16 protein-coding genes are annotated in these 18,084 nt (G+C 64.1%); 4 read left to right on the top strand and 12 right to left on the bottom strand.

The features are described from left to right. Positions 1-16: 16 nt before the first annotated feature. From QA643_RS01965 to QA643_RS01915, 11 genes are all read right to left on the bottom strand, one after another. Positions 17-766, bottom strand: coding sequence for an SDR family oxidoreductase (locus tag QA643_RS01965; protein ID WP_283031536.1), 750 nt, complete (start codon positions 764-766; stop codon positions 17-19). Between the two features lie 82 nt (positions 767-848). Continuing rightward, the gene (gene odhB, locus QA643_RS01960) at positions 849-2,087 is read right to left on the bottom strand and encodes a 2-oxoglutarate dehydrogenase complex dihydrolipoyllysine-residue succinyltransferase (RefSeq protein ID WP_283031535.1); all 1,239 of its coding nucleotides are present in this window, start codon (positions 2,085-2,087) and stop codon (positions 849-851) included. 176 nt (positions 2,088-2,263) lie between these two features. Continuing rightward, positions 2,264-5,221, bottom strand: a complete 2,958-nt coding sequence (locus tag QA643_RS01955; RefSeq protein ID WP_283031534.1) for a 2-oxoglutarate dehydrogenase E1 component — start codon at positions 5,219-5,221, stop codon at positions 2,264-2,266. Between the two features lie 136 nt (positions 5,222-5,357). Then, positions 5,358-6,242, bottom strand: coding sequence for a succinate--CoA ligase subunit alpha (gene sucD / locus QA643_RS01950; protein WP_283031533.1), 885 nt, complete (start codon positions 6,240-6,242; stop codon positions 5,358-5,360). 40 nt (positions 6,243-6,282) lie between these two features. After that, on the bottom strand, positions 6,283-6,759 hold the full coding sequence (locus QA643_RS01945) for a DUF1579 family protein (RefSeq protein WP_283031532.1): 477 nt from the start codon (positions 6,757-6,759) through the stop codon (positions 6,283-6,285). A 2-nt stretch (positions 6,760-6,761) separates the two neighbouring features. Further along, positions 6,762-7,961 (bottom strand): ADP-forming succinate--CoA ligase subunit beta, encoded by a 1,200-nt coding sequence (sucC, locus tag QA643_RS01940; RefSeq protein WP_283031531.1) that lies wholly within the window; start codon positions 7,959-7,961, stop codon positions 6,762-6,764. A 132-nt stretch (positions 7,962-8,093) separates the two neighbouring features. Then, positions 8,094-9,062 (bottom strand): malate dehydrogenase, encoded by a 969-nt coding sequence (mdh, locus tag QA643_RS01935; protein WP_283031530.1) that lies wholly within the window; start codon positions 9,060-9,062, stop codon positions 8,094-8,096. Between the two features lie 277 nt (positions 9,063-9,339). Next, on the bottom strand, positions 9,340-10,524 hold the full coding sequence (gene zapE, locus QA643_RS01930) for a cell division protein ZapE (RefSeq protein ID WP_283031529.1): 1,185 nt from the start codon (positions 10,522-10,524) through the stop codon (positions 9,340-9,342). Positions 10,525-10,617: 93 nt separating this feature from the next. Then, a complete protein-coding gene (locus QA643_RS01925; protein ID WP_283031528.1) occupies positions 10,618-11,067 on the bottom strand; it encodes a hypothetical protein in 450 nt (149 codons plus the stop codon). Next, on the bottom strand, positions 11,067-11,603 hold the full coding sequence (gene thpR / locus QA643_RS01920) for an RNA 2',3'-cyclic phosphodiesterase (RefSeq protein ID WP_283031527.1): 537 nt from the start codon (positions 11,601-11,603) through the stop codon (positions 11,067-11,069). Before thpR ends, QA643_RS01925 begins: the two co-directional genes overlap by 1 nt. A gap of 188 nt (positions 11,604-11,791) precedes the next feature. Then, positions 11,792-12,445, bottom strand: coding sequence for an arylesterase (locus QA643_RS01915; RefSeq protein ID WP_283035085.1), 654 nt, complete (start codon positions 12,443-12,445; stop codon positions 11,792-11,794). Between the two features lie 49 nt (positions 12,446-12,494). Between QA643_RS01915 and QA643_RS01910 the strand changes: the two genes are divergently transcribed. From QA643_RS01910 to QA643_RS01895, 4 genes are all read left to right on the top strand, one after another. Next, positions 12,495-13,208, top strand: a complete 714-nt coding sequence (locus tag QA643_RS01910; RefSeq protein WP_283031526.1) for an ABC transporter ATP-binding protein — start codon at positions 12,495-12,497, stop codon at positions 13,206-13,208. Beyond that, positions 13,205-15,775, top strand: coding sequence for an ABC transporter permease (locus tag QA643_RS01905; protein WP_283031525.1), 2,571 nt, complete (start codon positions 13,205-13,207; stop codon positions 15,773-15,775). Before QA643_RS01910 ends, QA643_RS01905 begins: the two co-directional genes overlap by 4 nt. Positions 15,776-16,017: 242 nt before the next feature. Continuing rightward, the gene (locus QA643_RS01900; RefSeq protein WP_283031524.1) at positions 16,018-16,809 is read left to right on the top strand and encodes a Bax inhibitor-1/YccA family protein; all 792 of its coding nucleotides are present in this window, start codon (positions 16,018-16,020) and stop codon (positions 16,807-16,809) included. A gap of 145 nt (positions 16,810-16,954) precedes the next feature. Then, complete coding sequence (locus tag QA643_RS01895) at positions 16,955-17,485, top strand: GNAT family N-acetyltransferase (RefSeq protein WP_283031523.1); 531 nt, start codon at positions 16,955-16,957, stop codon at positions 17,483-17,485. Between the two features lie 106 nt (positions 17,486-17,591). Here the strand turns inward: QA643_RS01895 and QA643_RS01890 are convergent, their stop codons facing one another. Beyond that, positions 17,592-17,963, bottom strand: coding sequence for a DUF2794 domain-containing protein (locus QA643_RS01890; protein WP_283031522.1), 372 nt, complete (start codon positions 17,961-17,963; stop codon positions 17,592-17,594). Positions 17,964-18,084 lie beyond the last annotated feature (121 nt).

The raw sequence follows: 18,084 nt of genomic DNA, 5'->3' as shown, positions 1-18,084 counted from the left end.
TTAGAAAGTGTCGGGATTACCGCCCACCCGAGACGTCGAGGATGGTGCTGGTGACGTAGGAGGCCTCGTCCGAGATCAGCCAGACGATGGCGTTGGCGATCTCATCCGCGGTGCCGACGCGCTTCATCGGCACCAGATGGGCGAGGCGATGCGCGCGGTCGGGTTCGCCGCCCGCGGCGTGGATGTCGGTATCGATCAATCCGGGGCGGATGCCGGCGACGCGGATGCCCTCGCCCGCGACCTCATAGCCAAGACCGATCGTGAAGGAATCGATCGCGCCCTTGGAGGCGGCGTAGTCGACATAGGTGTTGGGCGCGCCGAGCCGGGCCGCGACCGAAGAGAGGTTGACGATGACGCCGCCCTTGCCGCCGTGTTTGGTCGACATCCGTTTTACCGCCTCGCGGGCGCACAGGATGCTGCCGGTGACGTTGACCGCCATCATCTCCCGGATTCGCTCGGCCGACATCTCGTCGACGCGCACGCCGCTCTTGCCGACGATGCCGGCATTGTTGACGAGCGCGCCGAGCGCTCCGAACTCGTCGGCCGCCTTGAACAGCGCCAGGATGTCCGCCTCGCTGGCGACATCGCACTTCACGGCAATCGCCTTGCCATTCTTGCCCTCGATCTGGGCTACGACCTCGTCGGCGGCGGCCTTGTTGCTGGCATAGCCGACCACGACGCGATAGCCCCGCGCGGCGGCAGCGAGCGCGGTGGCGCGGCCGATGCCGCGGCTGCCGCCGGTGATTACAACAACCTTGTCCATCACGTCAGCTCCCACAAATCAGCACGCATCGATCCATGGCTCGTGACGCCGGCCTTCCGCACCGGCGCCGCAAAAGTCGGTGGGGTTAGAGATCCAGCACCAGCCGCGCCGGGTCTTCCAGGCTTTCCTTGACGCGGACCAGGAACGTCACCGCTTCCTTGCCGTCGATTACGCGGTGATCGTAGGACAGCGCCAGATACATCATCGGGCGCACCTCGATCTTGCCGCCGACCACCATCGGCCGCTCCTGGATCTTGTGCATGCCGAGAATGCCTGATTGCGGCGCGTTCAGGATCGGCGTCGACATCAACGAGCCGTAGATGCCGCCATTGGTGATGGTGAAGGTGCCGCCCTGCATTTCGTCGATCTTGAGATGGCCGTCGCGGGCGCGGCGGCCGAAATCGGCGATCGATTTTTCGATATCGGAGATCGACTTGTGGTCGCAGTCGCGCACGACGGGCACGACCAGGCCCTTGTCGGTGCCGACGGCGATGCCGACGTGGTAGTAGTTCTTGTAGATCAGATCAGAACCGTCGATCTCGGCGTTGACGGCGGGAATGTCCTTCAGCGCCTGCACGCAGGCCTTAGTGAAGAAGCCCATGAAGCCGAGCTTGGTGCCGTGCTTCTTCTCGAACACGTCCTTGTACTGCGAACGCAGCGCCATGACGTTGGTCATGTCGACCTCGTTGAAGGTCGTCAGCATCGCCGCGGTGTTCTGCACGTCCTTGAGGCGGCGCGCGATGGTCTGGCGCAGCCGCGTCATCTTTACGCGCTCTTCGCGGGCAGCATCATCGGCCGGCGACGGTGCGCGCACCTGCACCGAGGCCGCCGGCTGGTTGACCGGGGTCGGCGCCGACGCCGCCTTCTCGATCGCAGCCAGCATGTCGCCCTTGGTGACGCGGCCATCCTTGCCGGAGCCGGGCACGGTGGAGGCATCGATGCCGCTCTCGGCGGAGAGCTTTCGGACCGACGGCGCCAGCGGCGCATCCGCGGCCACCGCCTTCGGCGCCGCCGGCGCGGCGGCGGGGGCTGCCGCCGGGGCAGCGGCCCTGGCGGGTGCGGCGGCGGCCGGCTTGGCAGCCGCGGCAGCGCCGTCATTGATCTGGCCGAGCAGCGCGCCGACGGCGACGGTCTCGCCATCCTTGGCCGAGATTTCGCCGAGCACGCCGGCGGACGGCGCCGGCACTTCGATGGTGACCTTGTCGGTCTCGAGCTCCACCAGCGGCTCGTCCACCGCCACGGCATCGCCGGCCTTCTTGAACCAGCGGCCGATGGTGGCTTCCGTCACGGATTCGCCAAGCGTCGGAACACGAATTTCAGTCATGGTATTGGTTTCCTCGGTATCCTTAAGCGATCTCAAATTCCAAAGCTGTCATCGTCCGCCTTGTGCGCAATTGCGCACTTCGGGCGGGCGATCCAGTACGCCGGGACGGTCGTGATTGAATCGTGGCGGCGCGGCGTACTGGATGCCCCGCTTTCGCGGGGCATGACGAGTAACGATCAGTTCAGCGCCTCATCCAGCATCGCCTTGAGCTGCGCCAGATGCTTCGACATCAAACCGGTGGCGGTTGCCGCCGACGCGGCGCGGCCCGCGTAACGCGGACGGCGGTTCGGCGCATGGATCTGGTTCAGCACCCATTCGAGATAGGGCTCGATGAAGTGCCACGCGCCCATGTTGCGCGGCTCTTCCTGGCACCAGACCACTTCGGCATTCTTGAAGCGGCCGAGCTCCTGCACCAGCGCCTTCAGCGGCACCGGATAGAGCTGCTCGACGCGCAGAATGTAGATGTCGTCGATGCCGCGCTTCTCGCGCTCCTCGTAGAGGTCGTAATAGACCTTGCCCGAGCACAGCACGACGCGGCGAATCTTGTCGTCCGGCGCCAGCTTGATCTTCTCGTTGGGCAGCATCTGCGCGTCATCGTACAGGATGCGGTGGAACGTCGTGTCCTTGCCGAGTTCCTCGAGCCGCGAGACCGCGCGCTTGTGCCGGAGCAACGACTTCGGCGTCATCATGATCAGCGGCTTGCGGATCTCGCGATGCAGCTGACGCCGCAGCACATGGAAGTAGTTCGCCGGGGTGGTCGGGTAGACCACCTGCATGTTGTCTTCGGCGCACATCTGCAGAAAGCGCTCGAGACGCGCCGAGGAGTGTTCGGGCCCCTGCCCTTCATAGCCGTGCGGCAGCAGGCAGACGAGGCCGGACATGCGCAGCCACTTGCGCTCACCCGACGAGATGAACTGGTCGAACACCACCTGCGCGCCGTTGGCGAAGTCGCCGAACTGCGCTTCCCACATGGCGAGCGCGTTAGGCTCGGCGAGCGAATAGCCGTACTCGAAGCCGAGCACTGCCTCTTCCGACAGCAGCGAGTTGATGACCTCGTAATGGCCCTGGTCGTGACCGAGGTGATTGAACGGCGTGTAGCGGCTCTCATCCTCCTGATCGATCAGCACCGAATGGCGCTGCGAGAACGTGCCGCGCTCGGAGTCCTGACCCGACAGGCGGACGTGGTGGCCTTCCTGCAGCAGCGTGCAGTACGCCAGCGCCTCGCCGGTCGCCCAGTCGATGCCGACGCCATTGTCGATCGCCTTGGCGCGATTATCGAGGAAGCGCTGGATGGTACGGTGGACGCGGAAACCGTCCGGCACCTTGGTGATCTTGCGGCCGATGTCCTTGAGGATGCCGATGTCGACGCCGGTGACGCCGCGTCGGGCATCCTCTTCCTGGTCGGCAACCTTGAAGCCGGCCCACTTGCCGTCGAGCCAGTCCGCCTTGTTCGGCTTGTAGCCTGCGCCCGCCTCGAATTCGGCATCGAGCCGCGCGCGCCAGTCCGCCTTGGCCTTGTCGACCTCGCCTTCGGTCATCACGCCCTCGGCGATCAGGCGCTTGGCGTAGATCGACAGCGTGGACGGATGCGAACCGATCCGCTTGTACATCACCGGCTGGGTAAACCCCGGCTCGTCGCCCTCGTTGTGGCCATACCTGCGATAGCAGAACATGTCGATCACGACCGGCTTGTGGAACTTCTGCCGGAACTCGATCGCGACCTTGGCGGCGAAAACCACCGCCTCCGGATCGTCGCCGTTCACGTGGAAGATCGGCGCGTCGATCATCTTGGCGACGTCGGACGGATACGGCGAAGAGCGCGAGTAGCGCGGATACGTCGTGAAGCCGATCTGGTTGTTGACGATGAAATGCAGCGAACCGCCGGTGCGGTAACCCTTCAGGTCCGACAGACCGAAGCATTCGGCGACCACGCCCTGGCCGGCAAACGCCGCGTCGCCGTGCAGCAGCAGCGGCAGCACCGAGATGCGCATGTCCGGCGGATCGCCATGCTGGTCCTGCTTGGCGCGCACCTTGCCGAGCACGACGGGATCGACGATTTCCAGATGCGACGGGTTGGCGGTCAGCGACAGATGGATCTTGTTGCCGTCGAACTCGCGGTCCGAGGACGCGCCGAGGTGATACTTCACGTCGCCGGAGCCTTCGACGTCCTCCGGATTGGCGGAGCCGCCCTTGAACTCGTGGAACAGCGCGCGGTGCGACTTGGCCATTACCTGGGTCAACACATTGAGACGGCCGCGATGCGGCATGCCGAGCACGATCTCCTTCACGCCGAGATTGCCGCCGCGCTTGATGATCTGCTCCAGCGCCGGGATCAGCGACTCGGCGCCGTCAAGGCCGAAGCGCTTGGTGCCGGTGAATTTGACGTCGCAGAATTTCTCGAAGCCTTCGGCTTCGATCAGCTTGTTGAGGATGGCGCGGCGGCCTTCGGGCGTGAAGCTGATTTCCTTGTCGGGTCCCTCGATGCGCTCCTGAATCCAGGCCTTCTGCGCCGCGTTGGTGATGTGCATGAACTCGACGCCGAGCGTCTGGCAGTAGGTGCGCTCGCAGATCGCGACGATCTCGCGCAACGTGCCGTATTCGAGGCCGAGCACATGGTCGAGGAAGATCCTGCGGTCGAAATCGGCCTCGGTGAAGCCATAGGTGCGCGGATCGAGCTCCTCCCGGTCGCGGGGTGCCTCGATGCCGAGCGGATCGAGCTTGGCATGGAAATGGCCGCGCATGCGGTAGGCGCGGATCAGCATCAGGGCGCGGACGGAATCGCGTGTCGCCTGGTTGACGTCCGCCGGCGCCAGTTCGGCGCCCGGCGCCTTTGCTTTGGCGGCGAGCTTGGCGCCGACCGCCTTCTCGACCTGCGCCCAATTGCCGTCCAGCGCCGAGGTCAGATCGTCCTGCGGGGTGAGCGGCCAGTTGTCCCGGCCCCAAGAGGGGCCTTCGGCGTTCTTCCGGACGTCGGCCGGAGTGTCTTTCAGGCTCTTGAAGAAATCCTGCCATTCGCCGTCGACCGAGCCGGGGTCTTGCTCGTAGCGGGCGTAGAGCTCGTCGATGTAGGTGGCGTTGGTGCCCTGCAAAAAGGAGGAGAGGGCAAATGCTGCATTCGCGTCCTGGCGAGACATGATGACGTCCTGGTAAGTGTCGCTTTGCGCGTGGAAAACGGCGCTGTAGCCGGTCCGGGAGGCCCGAACCAGCTCGGTAAAGATGCTCTACCCTATTTAGGACGGATATTCCCGCCTAAAAGAACCAAGGACTGAATTAAGATTTCAACTTTTCGGCAAGGGTATGCCCGAGCCGTGCCGGGGACGGCGAGACGGTAATTCCGGCCGCTTCCATGGCCGCCGTCTTGGACCCGGCGTCGCCCTTGCCGCCGGAGATGATCGCGCCGGCGTGACCCATGCGGCGGCCGGGAGGGGCTGTGACGCCGGCGATGAAGCCGACCATCGGTTTCTTGCGGCCGCGCTTGGCTTCATCCTTGATGAACTGCGCCGCGTCTTCCTCGGCGCTGCCGCCGATCTCTCCGATCATGATGATCGAGGTGGTTTTCTCGTCCTTGAGGAACATCTCGAGCACGTCGATGAATTCGGTGCCCTTGACCGGGTCGCCGCCGATGCCGACCGCGGTGGTCTGGCCGAGGCCTTCCTGGGTAGTCTGGAACACGGCCTCGTAGGTCAACGTGCCGGAGCGGGAAACGATCCCGACGCTGCCGGGCTTGAAGATGTTGGCCGGCATGATGCCGATCTTGCATTCGCCCGCGGTCATCACGCCCGGGCAGTTCGGGCCGATCAGCCGCGACTTCGAGCCTGACAGCGAGCGCTTGACGCGCACCATGTCGAGCACCGGAATGCCCTCGGTGATGCAGACGATCAGCGGGATTTCCGCGTCGATCGCTTCGCAGATCGCGTCCGCCGCGCCCGGCGGCGGCACGTAGATCACCGAAGCATCCGCACCGGTCTTCTCGCGCGCTTCCCGAACAGTATCGAACACCGGCAGGCCGAGATGCTGCGAGCCGCCCTTACCCGGCGAGGTGCCGCCAACCATCTGGGTGCCGTAAGCGATCGCGGCTTCCGAATGGAAGGTGCCGTTCTTGCCCGTGAAACCCTGGCAGATGACTTTGGTATTCTTGTCGATCAGAACGGACATGATTGAGCACGCTTTCGTAGGTGACCGGGAGTGATGAGGGTTAGTGAATCCGCCGATACGTGCCGGTGAGCACGTCGGCCCATCCTTCGGCATCAGGCGAGAACTGGATCTTCATGGTGTAGTTGTCGTTATCGACGACTTCGTAGACGTGGCGCGCATTGCCGCGCAGCGAGCCGCGCACCAGCGTCAGCTTGTTGCCGACCCAGGCGCCGGAGGCCGGCGCCGGCGAATAGTAGCCGAGCGAATCGTGCCAGAACAATTTGTAGGTCCGGTCGTCGCGGTCGAAGGTGAACACGCCGTGGGTGGCGAAGGCTTCCTTGCCGTCGCGCATCTGGCGGGTGTCCTGGATCAGATAGAAGCCGTTGAGATCCATGCGCGCCAGCACATGCGAGGTGGCCGGACCGCCCGCGGTCCAGCGCGAGGGATAGACCATTTCCTCGCCGGCCCATTCGCCCGCGAAAGCCGCGAGCTTGCGGTGTTCTTCCAGCGGTGTCGGTGCGGCGAGATGGTCAGCCATCGCTAGCCTCCCTTGACGGCTTTCACGATCTTCTGCGCGGCGTCGTCGAGATTGTCGGCCGGCAGCACATTGAGGCCGGACTCGCGGATGATCTGCTTACCGGCGTCGACATTGGTGCCTTCGAGCCGGACGACCAGCGGCACCTTGAGGCCGACCTCCTTCACCGCGGCGACCACGCCCTCGGCAATGATATCGCACTTCATGATGCCGCCGAAGATGTTGACCAAAATGCCCTTCACGTTCGGATCGGCAGTGATGATCTTGAAGGCCGCCGCGACCTTTTCCTTGCTGGCGCCGCCGCCGACGTCGAGGAAGTTGGCGGGCTCCATGCCGTAGAGCTTGATGATGTCCATCGTCGCCATGGCAAGGCCGGCGCCATTGACCATGCAGCCGATGGTGCCGTCGAGCGTCACGTAGTTGAGATCGTATTTCGACGCCTCGATCTCCTTGGGGTCCTCTTCGGTCAGATCGCGCAGCGGCACCGCCACCTCGGGATGGCGGAACAGCGCGTTGTCGTCGAACGACACCTTGGCGTCGAGCACGCGGAGCTGGCCCTGCTTGGTAACAACCAGCGGGTTGATTTCCAGCATCGCCATGTCCTTGGCGGTGAAGGCATTGTAGAGCTGCACCACCAGCTTCTCGGCCTGCTTGGCGAGATCGCTGGAGAGGTTGAGCGCCTTGGCGACGGTGCGGCCGTGATGCGGCATGATTCCGGTGGCCGGATCGACCGAGAAGGTCACGATCTTCTCGGGCGTGTTGTGCGCGACCTCCTCGATATTCATGCCGCCTTCGGTCGAGACCACGAAGGAGACTTCCGAGGTTTCGCGATTGACCAGGATCGAGAGATAGAACTCCTTGTCGATGTCGGAGCCGTCCTCGATGTAGAGGCGGTTGACCTGCTTGCCGGCCGGGCCGGTCTGCACGGTAACCAGGGTTGCACCGAGCATCTGCTTGGCGAACTCAGAAACCTCGGCGACCGACTTGGCGATGCGGACGCCGCCCTTGTCGCCGGCGGAAGCTTCCTTGAACTTGCCCTTGCCGCGGCCGCCGGCATGGATCTGGCTCTTCACCACCCAGACCGGACCGGGGAGCTGCTTGGCGGCCGCCTCGGCGTCCTCAGGCTTGAGCACCGGCACGCCCTTGGAGATCGGCACGCCGAATTCATGCAGCAGCGCCTTGGCCTGGTATTCATGGATATTCATCTGGACGTTCCCCGAAACCCTTAGCGGCGAGTTCTACAGTTCACCGGCATTGGTAGTTGGCATACCATATACCAAGATAACTGCAACCCTGAAAACGCTTTCGCCCCGGCGAGGGGCGAAAGGTGAGTAGAATCAACGACCGAGCAGATCGGGCGCGATCTTCTTGCAGGCGTCGACCAGGCCCTGAACCGCGCCGACCGACTTGTCGAAGGCCTCGCGATCCTTGCCGGCCAGCTCGATTTCGACGACGCGCTCGACGCCCTTGGAGCCGATCACGACGGGAACGCCGACATACATATCCTTCACATTGTATTCGCCGTTGAGATAGGCGGCACAGGGCAGCACGCGCTTCTTGTCCTTCAGATAGCTCTCGGCCATCGCGATGGCGGAAGCCGCCGGCGCGTAGAACGCCGAGCCGGTCTTCAGCAGGTTGACGATCTCGGCGCCGCCGTTACGGGTGCGGTCGACGATCTCGTCGATGCGGGCCTGCGAGGTCCAACCCATCTTGACGAGGTCGGGCAGCGGAATGCCGGCAACGGTGGAATAGCGCGTCAGCGGCACCATGGTGTCACCATGGCCGCCCAGCACGAAGGCGGTGACGTCTTCGACCGAGACGTTGAATTCATCGGCCAGGAAGTAGCGGAAACGCGCGGAGTCCAGCACGCCGGCCATGCCGACCACCTTCTTGTGCGGCATGCCGGAAGCCTTCTGCAGCGCCCAAACCATCGCATCCAGCGGGTTGGTGATGCAGATGACGAAGGCATCCGGGGCGTATTTCTTGATGCCGGCGCCGACCTGCTCCATGACCTTAAGATTGATGGAAAGGAGGTCGTCGCGGCTCATGCCGGGCTTGCGCGGCACGCCGGCGGTGACGATGCAGACCTTGGCGCCGTCGAGCGCCTCGTAGGAGTTGGCGCCGGTGAGGTTGGAGTCGAAACCGTCGACCGGGGAGGACTGCGCGATGTCGAGGGCTTTGCCCTGGGGCACGCCCTCGGCGATGTCGAACATCACGACGTCGCCGAGCTCCTTCAGGCCGATGAGGTGAGCCAGCGTTCCGCCGATCTGACCGGAGCCAATCAAAGCAATCTTGTCGCGCGCCATGGGAAATTTGTCCTTCTAAGACGAAGAGTGAGAGGGGTGGATCAATCAGCCGGATGGCTTGCTATCCCTTTCGATTGACCGGTTCAAGACGGGGTGCGCCCGATTCTAAGGCCCTGCCTCGAATTAGGTCAGGTATGCCAGCAGGCCTTCCCCCGTCATTGCGAGCAGAGCGAAGCAATCCACCTACCCATACGGGGATAGATGGATTGCTTCGTCGCTTCAGCGCAAAATTGCCCTGCAATTTTGTCGCGAGCTCCTCGCAATGACGGCAGAGAGACTAAGTCTCCACCAGCCCCGTGCTCGACCCGCTGGCAGAGGAATCCTTCCGGCCGTGCGGCAGCGCCAGGTAGGATTCGGAACTCATCTCGATCAGGCGCGAGGCCGTCCGCTTGAACTCCATGGCCTCGACGCCCTCGGTCGCAAGGTACAGCGACACCGGATCGGCCTCGGCCGAGGCCATCAGCTTCACGGCGTTGTCGTAGAGCGTGTCGATCAGCGAAATGAAGCGCTTGGCGGCGTTGCGCTCGGGGTAATCCATCACCGGAATGCGGTCGATCAGGATGGTGTGATAATCATGCGCCAGCCGCAGATAGTCGGATGCAGCGAGCGGCTTCTCGCAGATGTCGGCAAAGGAAAAGCGCGCAACGCCATGCGCCGAGCAGGGCACGCGCAGGATACGGCCCTTGATCGAAATGTCGCGGTGCTTGCAGGGCGCGTTGCCGGTCATCTTCTTCCAGGCGCGGTCGAGCGCGGCGCCGGCTTCGTCGTCCGGCGGCACCAGCCACATCTTCACGCCGGTGAGTTTTTCCAAGCGGAAATCGGTGCGCGCGTCGAGCCGCAGCACGTCCATGCGACCCTCGATCTGGGTGATGAAAGGCAGAAACAGCGCGCGGTTGAGACCGCCCTTGTAGAGGTCCTCAGGCGCCACGTTCGACGTCGCGACAACGACGGTGCCGAGTTCGAACAGTTTTGAGAACAGCCGCCCGAGGATCATGGCGTCGGCAATATCGGTGACGTGAAATTCGTCGAAGCATAGTAGCCACGCCTCGTCGAAGATGGCGTTGGCCGTCAGTTCGATCACGTCGCCATCGTCGATTTCACCGCGCGCGATGTTCTGGCGATAGGCGTAGATCTTCTCATGCGCCTCGGCCATGAATTCGTGAAAATGGGCGCGGCGTTTGTGCTGCACGGGCGAGTGCTGAAAGAACAGATCCATCAGCATGGTCTTGCCGCGGCCGACCTCGCCGTGAACGTAAAGCCCGCGCGGCGGCGCCTCGCTCTTGTCGCCGAACAGACGGCCGAGCAGGCTGAGCTTCTTCGCCGGCTTGTAACTGGAAAGCCGCTCCTCGAGCGCAGCGAACGCCTCGGCGGCCTCGGCCTGCGCCGGATCGGCATCGATCGCGCCGGAATCGACAAGGGCGTTGTACTGGGCATGGAACGAGGCGGGCGGCGTGGAGAGCATGGCCTACCTTACGGCATGAAGTGTAGGGAAATTGCAAGCCGCGAATTGAGGGTGCCGGTATGCGCCTGCCGTCTCGCACCCAGCCCGCGAGCCTCACTCCTTGTTCTTGTATGCCAATGAAAGTTCAATGGTCGCCACGCCTCCAAAGCAGCAGACGGCAATACTCGACAACCAAAGCCAATAACCGATCCGGTGCTCCATAATCGGAACGAGAAGGCCAGCTTCATTCGTCACAATTTCTCGCTGAAACCAGAAAGACACCGCGATGGCGAAGGCCACCAAGCCGAGTGTCAATGGTGCAAGGCGCGACGTCGCGGAGGCCAGCGCAGCCCAGGCTGCGACGAGAAACGGATTGGCCAGCCACGCTGCGTTGGCGGCGGACTGAAACAAAAGCAAAGGTCCCATTACCAAGCTAAAGTATCCGGCGTGACAGCCGTTGGAGCAAAATGCATCGAAGGGCAGGCTCAGCAGGTACAGCAACACGCTGAGGCCCAGCGAACCATATCGCCAAAACCGGTCGGTCCGCGATGGCTGACTTTCCACTACGCACTCAGCGCGTAGGAATCCTCGACCACGTACGGCCCGCCGCCGGTGGAGGCGCGGGACGAGAACAGCACGAAGCGCGAAGCCATGAACGTGCGGCTCGGGAAATAGCCGCGCACCGAGAGATAGTCGGCAACGTCCTGGCTGGAGGCATCGTGCAGCCGCGCCAGCGTCACATGCGGGATGAATTTGCGGCCTTCCGGATCGAGCCCGAGCCGTTGCATCAGCCGTTCGAGCTCGGCCTGCAGCTCGATCAGCGGCCGGCTCGGCTCGACGGAGGCAACCACCGCGCGCGGTTTCTTGCCGCCAAAGCTCTGCAGGCCCCGCACCTTGACCTCGAACGGCTTGCGGTTGACCCGAAACAGCATCGAGGCGATTTCATTCGCCGACATGCCATCGATGTCGCCGATGAAGCGCAGGGTGACGTGATAATTTTCGGGATCGATCCAGCGTGCGCCCGGAAGGCCGCCACGCAAATTGGAAAGGCTCTGGCCGATCTCGGCCGGAATTTCCAGTCCAGCAAACAAACGCGGCATCGCTAAATCCTCGATGCGGTGGCATGAGCTTGAGGCTCACGCCGGGAAGCAAGCCCGGTGACGAATCACCGATCAGTCAATTCCTACCCGAGTTATATGACCCTGCGAAGCACGCGGGGCGGGCAGTCCGCAAAGCTACGGAAAAACCTTTGGGTAACCTTATCCATTTCTGCACCGTTGCTGCTTTTTCAACTCCGCTGCCCCGAGATCGTGCCAACAAGTGCCTCCACCATGGGCAGAATGTTCTTCACCATGATATCAACCCCTTCCGCGGTCGGATGGATTCCATCGGCCTGATTGAGCCTGGCTTCGGCGGCGACCCCTTCCAGAAAAAACGGGTAGAGCGGCACGCCGAACGATTTTGCAAGCTCCGGATAGATCGCGTTGAACTTAGCGGCGTAGTCGCTGCCGTAATTGGGCGGCGCCAGCATTCCGCACAACAGCACGGCAATCTTGCGCGCCTTCAGCCGCGTCAGGATGTCGGTCAGCGCGGCACGGGTGACGGCCGGATCGATGCCGCGCAGCGCGTCGTTGGCGCCGAGTTCGACAATCACGGCCTCAGTTCCCTCCGGGATCGACCAGTCGAGCCGGTCGCGGCCGCCGGAGGTGGTGTCGCCGGATACCCCGGCATTGACCATGTCGACCTTTATCCCCTTGTCACTCAACGCCTTTTGCAGGCGGGCGGGGAATGCGGCGGGCGCGGAAAGGCCGAGCCCCGCGCTAAGGGAGTCGCCGAGGACAACCATTTTCACCGGTTTTGCGGGCGCCACAGCCGGCGCCTGCGCCCAAACCGGTCCGGCCGTCATCAAAGCCATAATCAACACGCGTATGTGCGCGAACATCCGTTTCAAGCCCTCGACCCGAGTGGCGGAAGTGCCATATGACCGAGCCATGGACAGTCGCATCGAATCCTCTTCCCTGACCGGCCTTGGGCCGGACACCATTTCCATTTCCAACGTCAACCTCTCGCTCGGCACCGGCGCCGCCCGCGTTCATATCCTGAAAGATATCAGCCTTCGTGTGGCATCGGGCGAAGCGATCGGGCTGATCGGACCATCCGGATCGGGCAAATCGACCTTGCTGATGGTGATGGCGGGGCTGGAACGTCCTGACAGCGGAGAGGTGGTGGTGAACGGCACGCCGTTCAATGCCCTCGACGAGGACGCGCTGGCGCGCTTCCGCGGCCGCCAGGTCGGCATCGTGTTCCAGTCGTTCCATTTGATTCCGACCATGACCGCATTGGAAAACGTCGCGGTGCCGCTGGAGCTTGCCGGCAATCCTGACGCAGCCGAGCGCGCCGCCAAGGAACTCGCTTCCGTCGGGCTCGGCGAGCGCCTGCATCATTACCCCACGCAACTCTCCGGCGGCGAGCAGCAGCGCGTGGCGTTGGCCCGCGCGCTGGCGCCCGATCCCGCCATCCTCGTCGCGGACGAGCCGACCGGCAATCTCGACGAGACCACCGGCAAGCAGATCGTCGACATGCTCTTCACCAAGCACGCCGAGCGCGGCATGACGCTGGTGCTGGTGACGCACGACAGTTCACTCGCACAGCGCTGCGACCGCGTGGTGCGGCTGCGCTCGGGCCGCATCGACGGACATTCATGACCACCGTTTCCGAACCGACCTATCACAGCCGCGCGTCGTCGCTCGCCCTCCGTTATGCGCTGCGCGAATTGCGCGGCGGCCTGCGCGGCTTTTACGTCTTCATCGCCTGCATCGCGCTCGGCGTCATGGCGATTGCCGGCGTCGGCTCGGTTGCCGCGAGCCTCAGCGAAGGCCTGGAGCGCGAGGGCCGCACGCTGCTCGGCGGCGATGTCGCCTTCTCGCTGATCCAGCGCGAGGCCAAGCCGGAGGAAATCGCCTTCCTGCGCGCCCGCGGCCAGGTCTCGGTGGCGGCGACGCTGCGCGTCATGGCCCGCAGCAGCGACGGCAGGCTGGCGCTGGTTGAACTCAAGGCGGTGGACGGCAATTATCCGATGCTCGGCGACGTCACGCTCGAGCCCAGGATGCCGATGGCGGACGTGCTGGCCGAACGTGACGGCGCGTTCGGCGCGGCGGTTGATTCCACGCTGCTGGCGCGGCTCGATCTCAAGATCGGCGACCGCATCACGATCGGCAATGCCACGCTGCAGATCCGCAGTGTGGTCGTTACAGAGCCGGACAAGCTCGCCGGCAATGTCGGCCTCGGGCCGCGGGTTCTGGTCAGCGAACCCGCTTTGCGCGCCACCGGCCTGCTGCAGCCCGGCAGCCTGGTGCGCTGGATCTATCGGCTCAAGCTGCCTGATAACGCGGCCGACGAGCGGGCCGCCACGCAGCTGATCGATGCCGCGCGCAGTGCCCTCCCCGAGGCCGGCTGGGAAATCCGCAGCCGCGGCAACGCCTCGCCGCAGCTCGAACGCAGCATCAACCGTTTCACTCAGTTCCTGACGCTGGTCGGCCTCGCCGCCCTCCTAGTCGGCGGCGTTGGCGTCGCCAATGCGGTGAAGAGCCACATCGACCGCCGCCGTGACGTCATCGCCTCGTTCAAGGCGCTCGGCGCCACTGGACGCGACGTCTTCACGATCTACCTGACGCAGGTGATCGTGCTGGCCGGCATCGGCTCGGTGATCGGGCTCGCCGCCGGCGCGGCGCTGCCCTTCATCATCGTCGGCGCGTTCGGCAAGCTGCTGCCGCTGCCGGTGATCCCGGCGCTGCATCCGGACGAACTGGCGCTGTCGTTCATTTATGGCCTGCTGACCGCCCTCGCGTTCGGTCTGTGGCCGCTCGGCCGGGTCCACGATGTGCCGGTCGCGGCGCTGTTTCGCGAGGAGGTCGCGCGCGAATGGCACCGGCCACGCTGGGCCTATCTCGCGCTGATGGCGATCGTGATCGCAGCCCTGATCGCCGTCGCGATCGGCCTTGCCTATGACAAGCGGGTCGCGGCCGTGTTCGTCGCCTCCTCGGTCGCGGTGTTCGCGCTGCTCCGCGGCGTTGCCGCCGGCCTTATGGCGCTGGCGCGCCAAATGCCGCGCAGCCGCATCACCATGCTGCGGCTGGCGATCGCCAACATTTACCGACCGGGCGCGCTGACGCCCTCGGTCGTGATGTCGTTAGGGCTAGGGCTCGCGGTGCTCGTCACCATCACCCAGATCGACGGCAATCTGCGCCGGCAGTTCCTCGCCGCGCTGCCGGAGCGCGCCCCCTCCTTCTACTTCATCGACATTCCGACCGCCGATGCGGACCGTTTCGGCGCCTTCCTCAAAGAGGTCGCGCCGCAATCGACCGTCGAGGACGTGCCAATGCTGCGCGGACGCATCGTCGCCGCCCGCGGCCTCAAGGCCGACCAGCTCAAGGCGTCGCAGGACAGCGAATGGGTGCTGCAGAGCGACCGCGGCCTGACCTATACCGGCGAAATACCGAAGGGCTCGAAGATCGTCGAAGGCGAATGGTGGAGCGCGGACTATAGCGGCCCGCCGCTGGTCTCGATGGAAAAGAAGATCGCCGACGGCCTCAAGCTCAAAATCGGCGACGAGATCGTGGTCAACGTGCTCGGCCGCGACATTCCGGCAAAGATCAGCAATCTGCGCAACATCGACTGGCAGGGGCTCGGCATCAATTTCGTGCTGGTATTCTCGCCGAACGCCTTCAAAGGCGCGCCGCACACCCATGTCGCGACGCTGTCCGAGGTCCACCCCGATGCCGCCGGCGACGCCCGCATCATCAAGCAGGTGGCGGACGCCTTTCCGATGGTGACCAGCGTGCGGGTGCGCGAGGCGCTGGAGACCGTCGGCACCGTCGTCACCAACCTCGTGCTCGCGATCCGCGGCGCCAGCGCCGTGACGCTGATCTCGGCAATGCTGGTGCTTGGCGGTGCGCTGGCGGCCGGCCATCGCCACCGGGTCTATGACGCCGTCATCCTCAAGACGCTCGGTGCAACCCGCGCGCGATTGCTCGGTGCCTACGCGCTGGAATACCTGCTGATCGGCCTCGCCACGGCGGTGTTCGGCGTGATCGCAGGCTCGGTTGCGGCCTGGCTGATCGTCACCCGCCTGATGACGCTGAGTTTCATCTGGCAGGCCGGCAGCGCCGCGGGCGTGGTTGCCGCCGCCCTCCTCGTCACGGTCGGGCTCGGGCTCGCCGGCACGTTGCTGGCGCTGAACCAGAAGCCGGCCAGCGTGTTACGGAATTTGTGACAATTTGTAGCGGCGGAAAGCAGGGTTAATGCTGCTTTTACCGGCAAATCGGCCGCAGAAGCGACATTCAGCCGCGCGTGGAAGCTTGCGGCGAATGTGTTAGTTTCCCACATACCAGCCAAGATCAGTGGCCGGGTTCATGACGTAAAATTAACGTCGGCAGATCGGGACATCTGAGCTAAGAAATCTAACCGGCGCCGCAAACCCTTGCGTCCCGCCGGGCAACCAACGGGAATTCGACCATGTCGGACCTAGACCGTAACTACGTATCTCCTTTCGGCCGGGCCGCCGGACGCGTTGACGCTGCGGCCGTCGATGCCGGTCTGCGCGCCTACATGCTGCGCATCTACAACTACATGAGCATCGGCTTGGCCATCACCGGCCTTGCGGCGCTCGGCATCTACATGGCGGCGGTGACCACCGACCCGGCGGCCGGCGCCGTGCGGATCGGCAGCCAGTTCCTGACCCCGTTCGGCTATGCGATGTTCGTCAGCCCGCTGAAGTGGGTGTTCATCCTCGCGCCGCTCGTGATGGTCTTTGCGATCTCGGCCGGCATCGACCGGCTGCGGCCGGCGACCGCCCAGATGCTGTTCTGGGTGTTCTCGGCACTGATGGGCGTTTCGCTGTCGTCGATCTTCCTGGTGTATACCCACACCTCGATCGTGCGGGTGTTCTTCATCACGGCGGCGACCTTCGGTGCGCTGAGCCTCTATGGCTACACCACCAAGCGTGACATGAGCGGAATGGGATCGTTCCTGTTCATGGGCCTGATCGGCGTGATCATCGCAAGCCTGGTCAACCTGTTCCTGGCGAGCTCGATGCTGCAGTTCATCGTCTCGGTGGTTGGCGTGCTGGTGTTCGCGGGCCTCACCGCCTGGGATACCCAGCGGCTGAAGAACGAGTACATCTACGGCTACGCCCAGGCCGGCGGCGAGGTTGCAGAACGGGCGGCGATTTCGGGCGCCCTGTCGCTGTACCTGAACTTCATCAACCTGTTCACGCTGCTGCTGCAGCTCCTCGGCCAGCGCGACTAGCCGACAACGGACAGGTTCAAGAGTTGAAGACCCCGGCCTCGCGGCCGGGGTTTTTGTTTGCCTCCGTGCTCGTCATGCCTGGGCTTGAGCTGGCCATGACAGAAACAGCGTTGATCCCGGCGGCTCCGCTGGTATCTTTTTCCTCATGTCCACGCCCGAAATCCGGCCCGCCGCCGAGGCCGACCTTCCCGCCATCACCGAAATCTACGAGCATGCGGTCCGCCACGGCACCGCGACGTTCGAACTGGTTCCGCCCGATCTCGCCGAGATGACCCGGCGGTTCAGGGCGCTGTCCGACGGCGGCTTCCCCTATTTCGTTGCCGTCGTCGAAGGCCAAGTGATCGGCTACGCCTATGCCGGACCCTACCGGCCGCGCCCGGCCTACCGCTTCACGGTTGAGAACTCAGTCTATCTGAGCCCCGCCACTCACCGCCGCGGCGTCGGCTTTCAGCTAATGCAGCGGCTGATCGCCGAATGCGAGGCACGCGGCTTCCGGCAGATGATCGCCGTCATCGGCGATTCCGCCAATGCCGGCTCGATCGGCGTTCACACCAAATGCGGGTTCCAGATGATCGGGACGCACGTCAATGTCGGCCTGAAGTTCGGCCGCTGGCTCGACACCGTGATGATGCAGCGCGCCTTGGGCGAGGGCGCGACGACGGTGCCGAAGGATTAATGTTGTAGGGTGGGCAAAGCGAAGCGTGCCCACCATCAAAACCGTGCCTTGGGGAGAAATGGTGGGCACGCCGCTGCGCGCCTTTGCCCACCCTACCGCACCTTCGCTAGACCACCGCCAGCTTGCGATCGATCACCAGCAGCACCCGCTCGAGCTCGTGGCCGCGGCGCAGGATCAGCCCGGTCGCCGAGATCACGCTGTACATGCCCTGTTTGCGCGCCAGGCGCGGGTCCTTCTCGATGCGGTAGATGGGAACTTCCGAAGCGCGGCGGAATACCGAAAACACCGCACGCTCCTTCATGAAATCGATGGCGTAGTCGCGCCATTCGCCGTCGGCGACCATGCGACCATACAGATTGAGGATGCGGTTGAGTTCGAGACGGTTGAAGGTGACCCGATTCGGCGGGGGAACTGCAGTGGCGGGGCGCGCCACTGCGCGGCTCTCGCTCGGATCGGTGTCCTCCGATATCAAATTCATCGAGCGCCTCCTGTCATCTCGGGCATGCTCTCGTTCCGAAAACCGGACCCCACTTTTCGGGAGCATGCTGAGATTTACATGATCGCGCTAACCGCAGGATGCCGCAAGGGGGTGTAAATGC

Origin of the sequence: Bradyrhizobium sp. CB3481 (assembly GCF_029714305.1) — a bacterium.
Classification (GTDB): Bacteria; Pseudomonadota; Alphaproteobacteria; order Rhizobiales; family Xanthobacteraceae; genus Bradyrhizobium.
This window is presented reverse-complemented; position numbering and strand designations above follow the sequence as displayed.

Excerpts from the sequence above, each read along its gene's own strand:
- zapE (WP_283031529.1), bottom strand. The coding sequence starts at position 10,524 with ATGCTCTCCACGCCGCCCGCCTCGTTCCATGCCCAGTACAACGCCCTT.
- QA643_RS01895 (WP_283031523.1), top strand. The coding sequence starts at position 16,955 with ATGTCCACGCCCGAAATCCGGCCCGCCGCCGAGGCCGACCTTCCCGCC.
- odhB (WP_283031535.1), bottom strand. The coding sequence starts at position 2,087 with ATGACTGAAATTCGTGTTCCGACGCTTGGCGAATCCGTGACGGAAGCC.
- sucC (WP_283031531.1), bottom strand. The coding sequence starts at position 7,961 with ATGAATATCCATGAATACCAGGCCAAGGCGCTGCTGCATGAATTCGGC.
- sucD (WP_283031533.1), bottom strand. The coding sequence starts at position 6,242 with ATGTCCGTTCTGATCGACAAGAATACCAAAGTCATCTGCCAGGGTTTC.
- thpR (WP_283031527.1), bottom strand. The coding sequence starts at position 11,603 with ATGCCGCGTTTGTTTGCTGGACTGGAAATTCCGGCCGAGATCGGCCAG.
- mdh (WP_283031530.1), bottom strand. The coding sequence starts at position 9,062 with ATGGCGCGCGACAAGATTGCTTTGATTGGCTCCGGTCAGATCGGCGGA.
- QA643_RS01915 (WP_283035085.1), bottom strand. The coding sequence starts at position 12,445 with ATGTTCGCGCACATACGCGTGTTGATTATGGCTTTGATGACGGCCGGA.
- QA643_RS01910 (WP_283031526.1), top strand. The coding sequence starts at position 12,495 with ATGGACAGTCGCATCGAATCCTCTTCCCTGACCGGCCTTGGGCCGGAC.
- QA643_RS01905 (WP_283031525.1), top strand. The coding sequence starts at position 13,205 with ATGACCACCGTTTCCGAACCGACCTATCACAGCCGCGCGTCGTCGCTC.
- QA643_RS01900 (WP_283031524.1), top strand. The coding sequence starts at position 16,018 with ATGTCGGACCTAGACCGTAACTACGTATCTCCTTTCGGCCGGGCCGCC.
- QA643_RS01955 (WP_283031534.1), bottom strand. The coding sequence starts at position 5,221 with ATGTCTCGCCAGGACGCGAATGCAGCATTTGCCCTCTCCTCCTTTTTG.
- QA643_RS01890 (WP_283031522.1), bottom strand. The coding sequence starts at position 17,963 with ATGAATTTGATATCGGAGGACACCGATCCGAGCGAGAGCCGCGCAGTG.
- QA643_RS01945 (WP_283031532.1), bottom strand. The coding sequence starts at position 6,759 with ATGGCTGACCATCTCGCCGCACCGACACCGCTGGAAGAACACCGCAAG.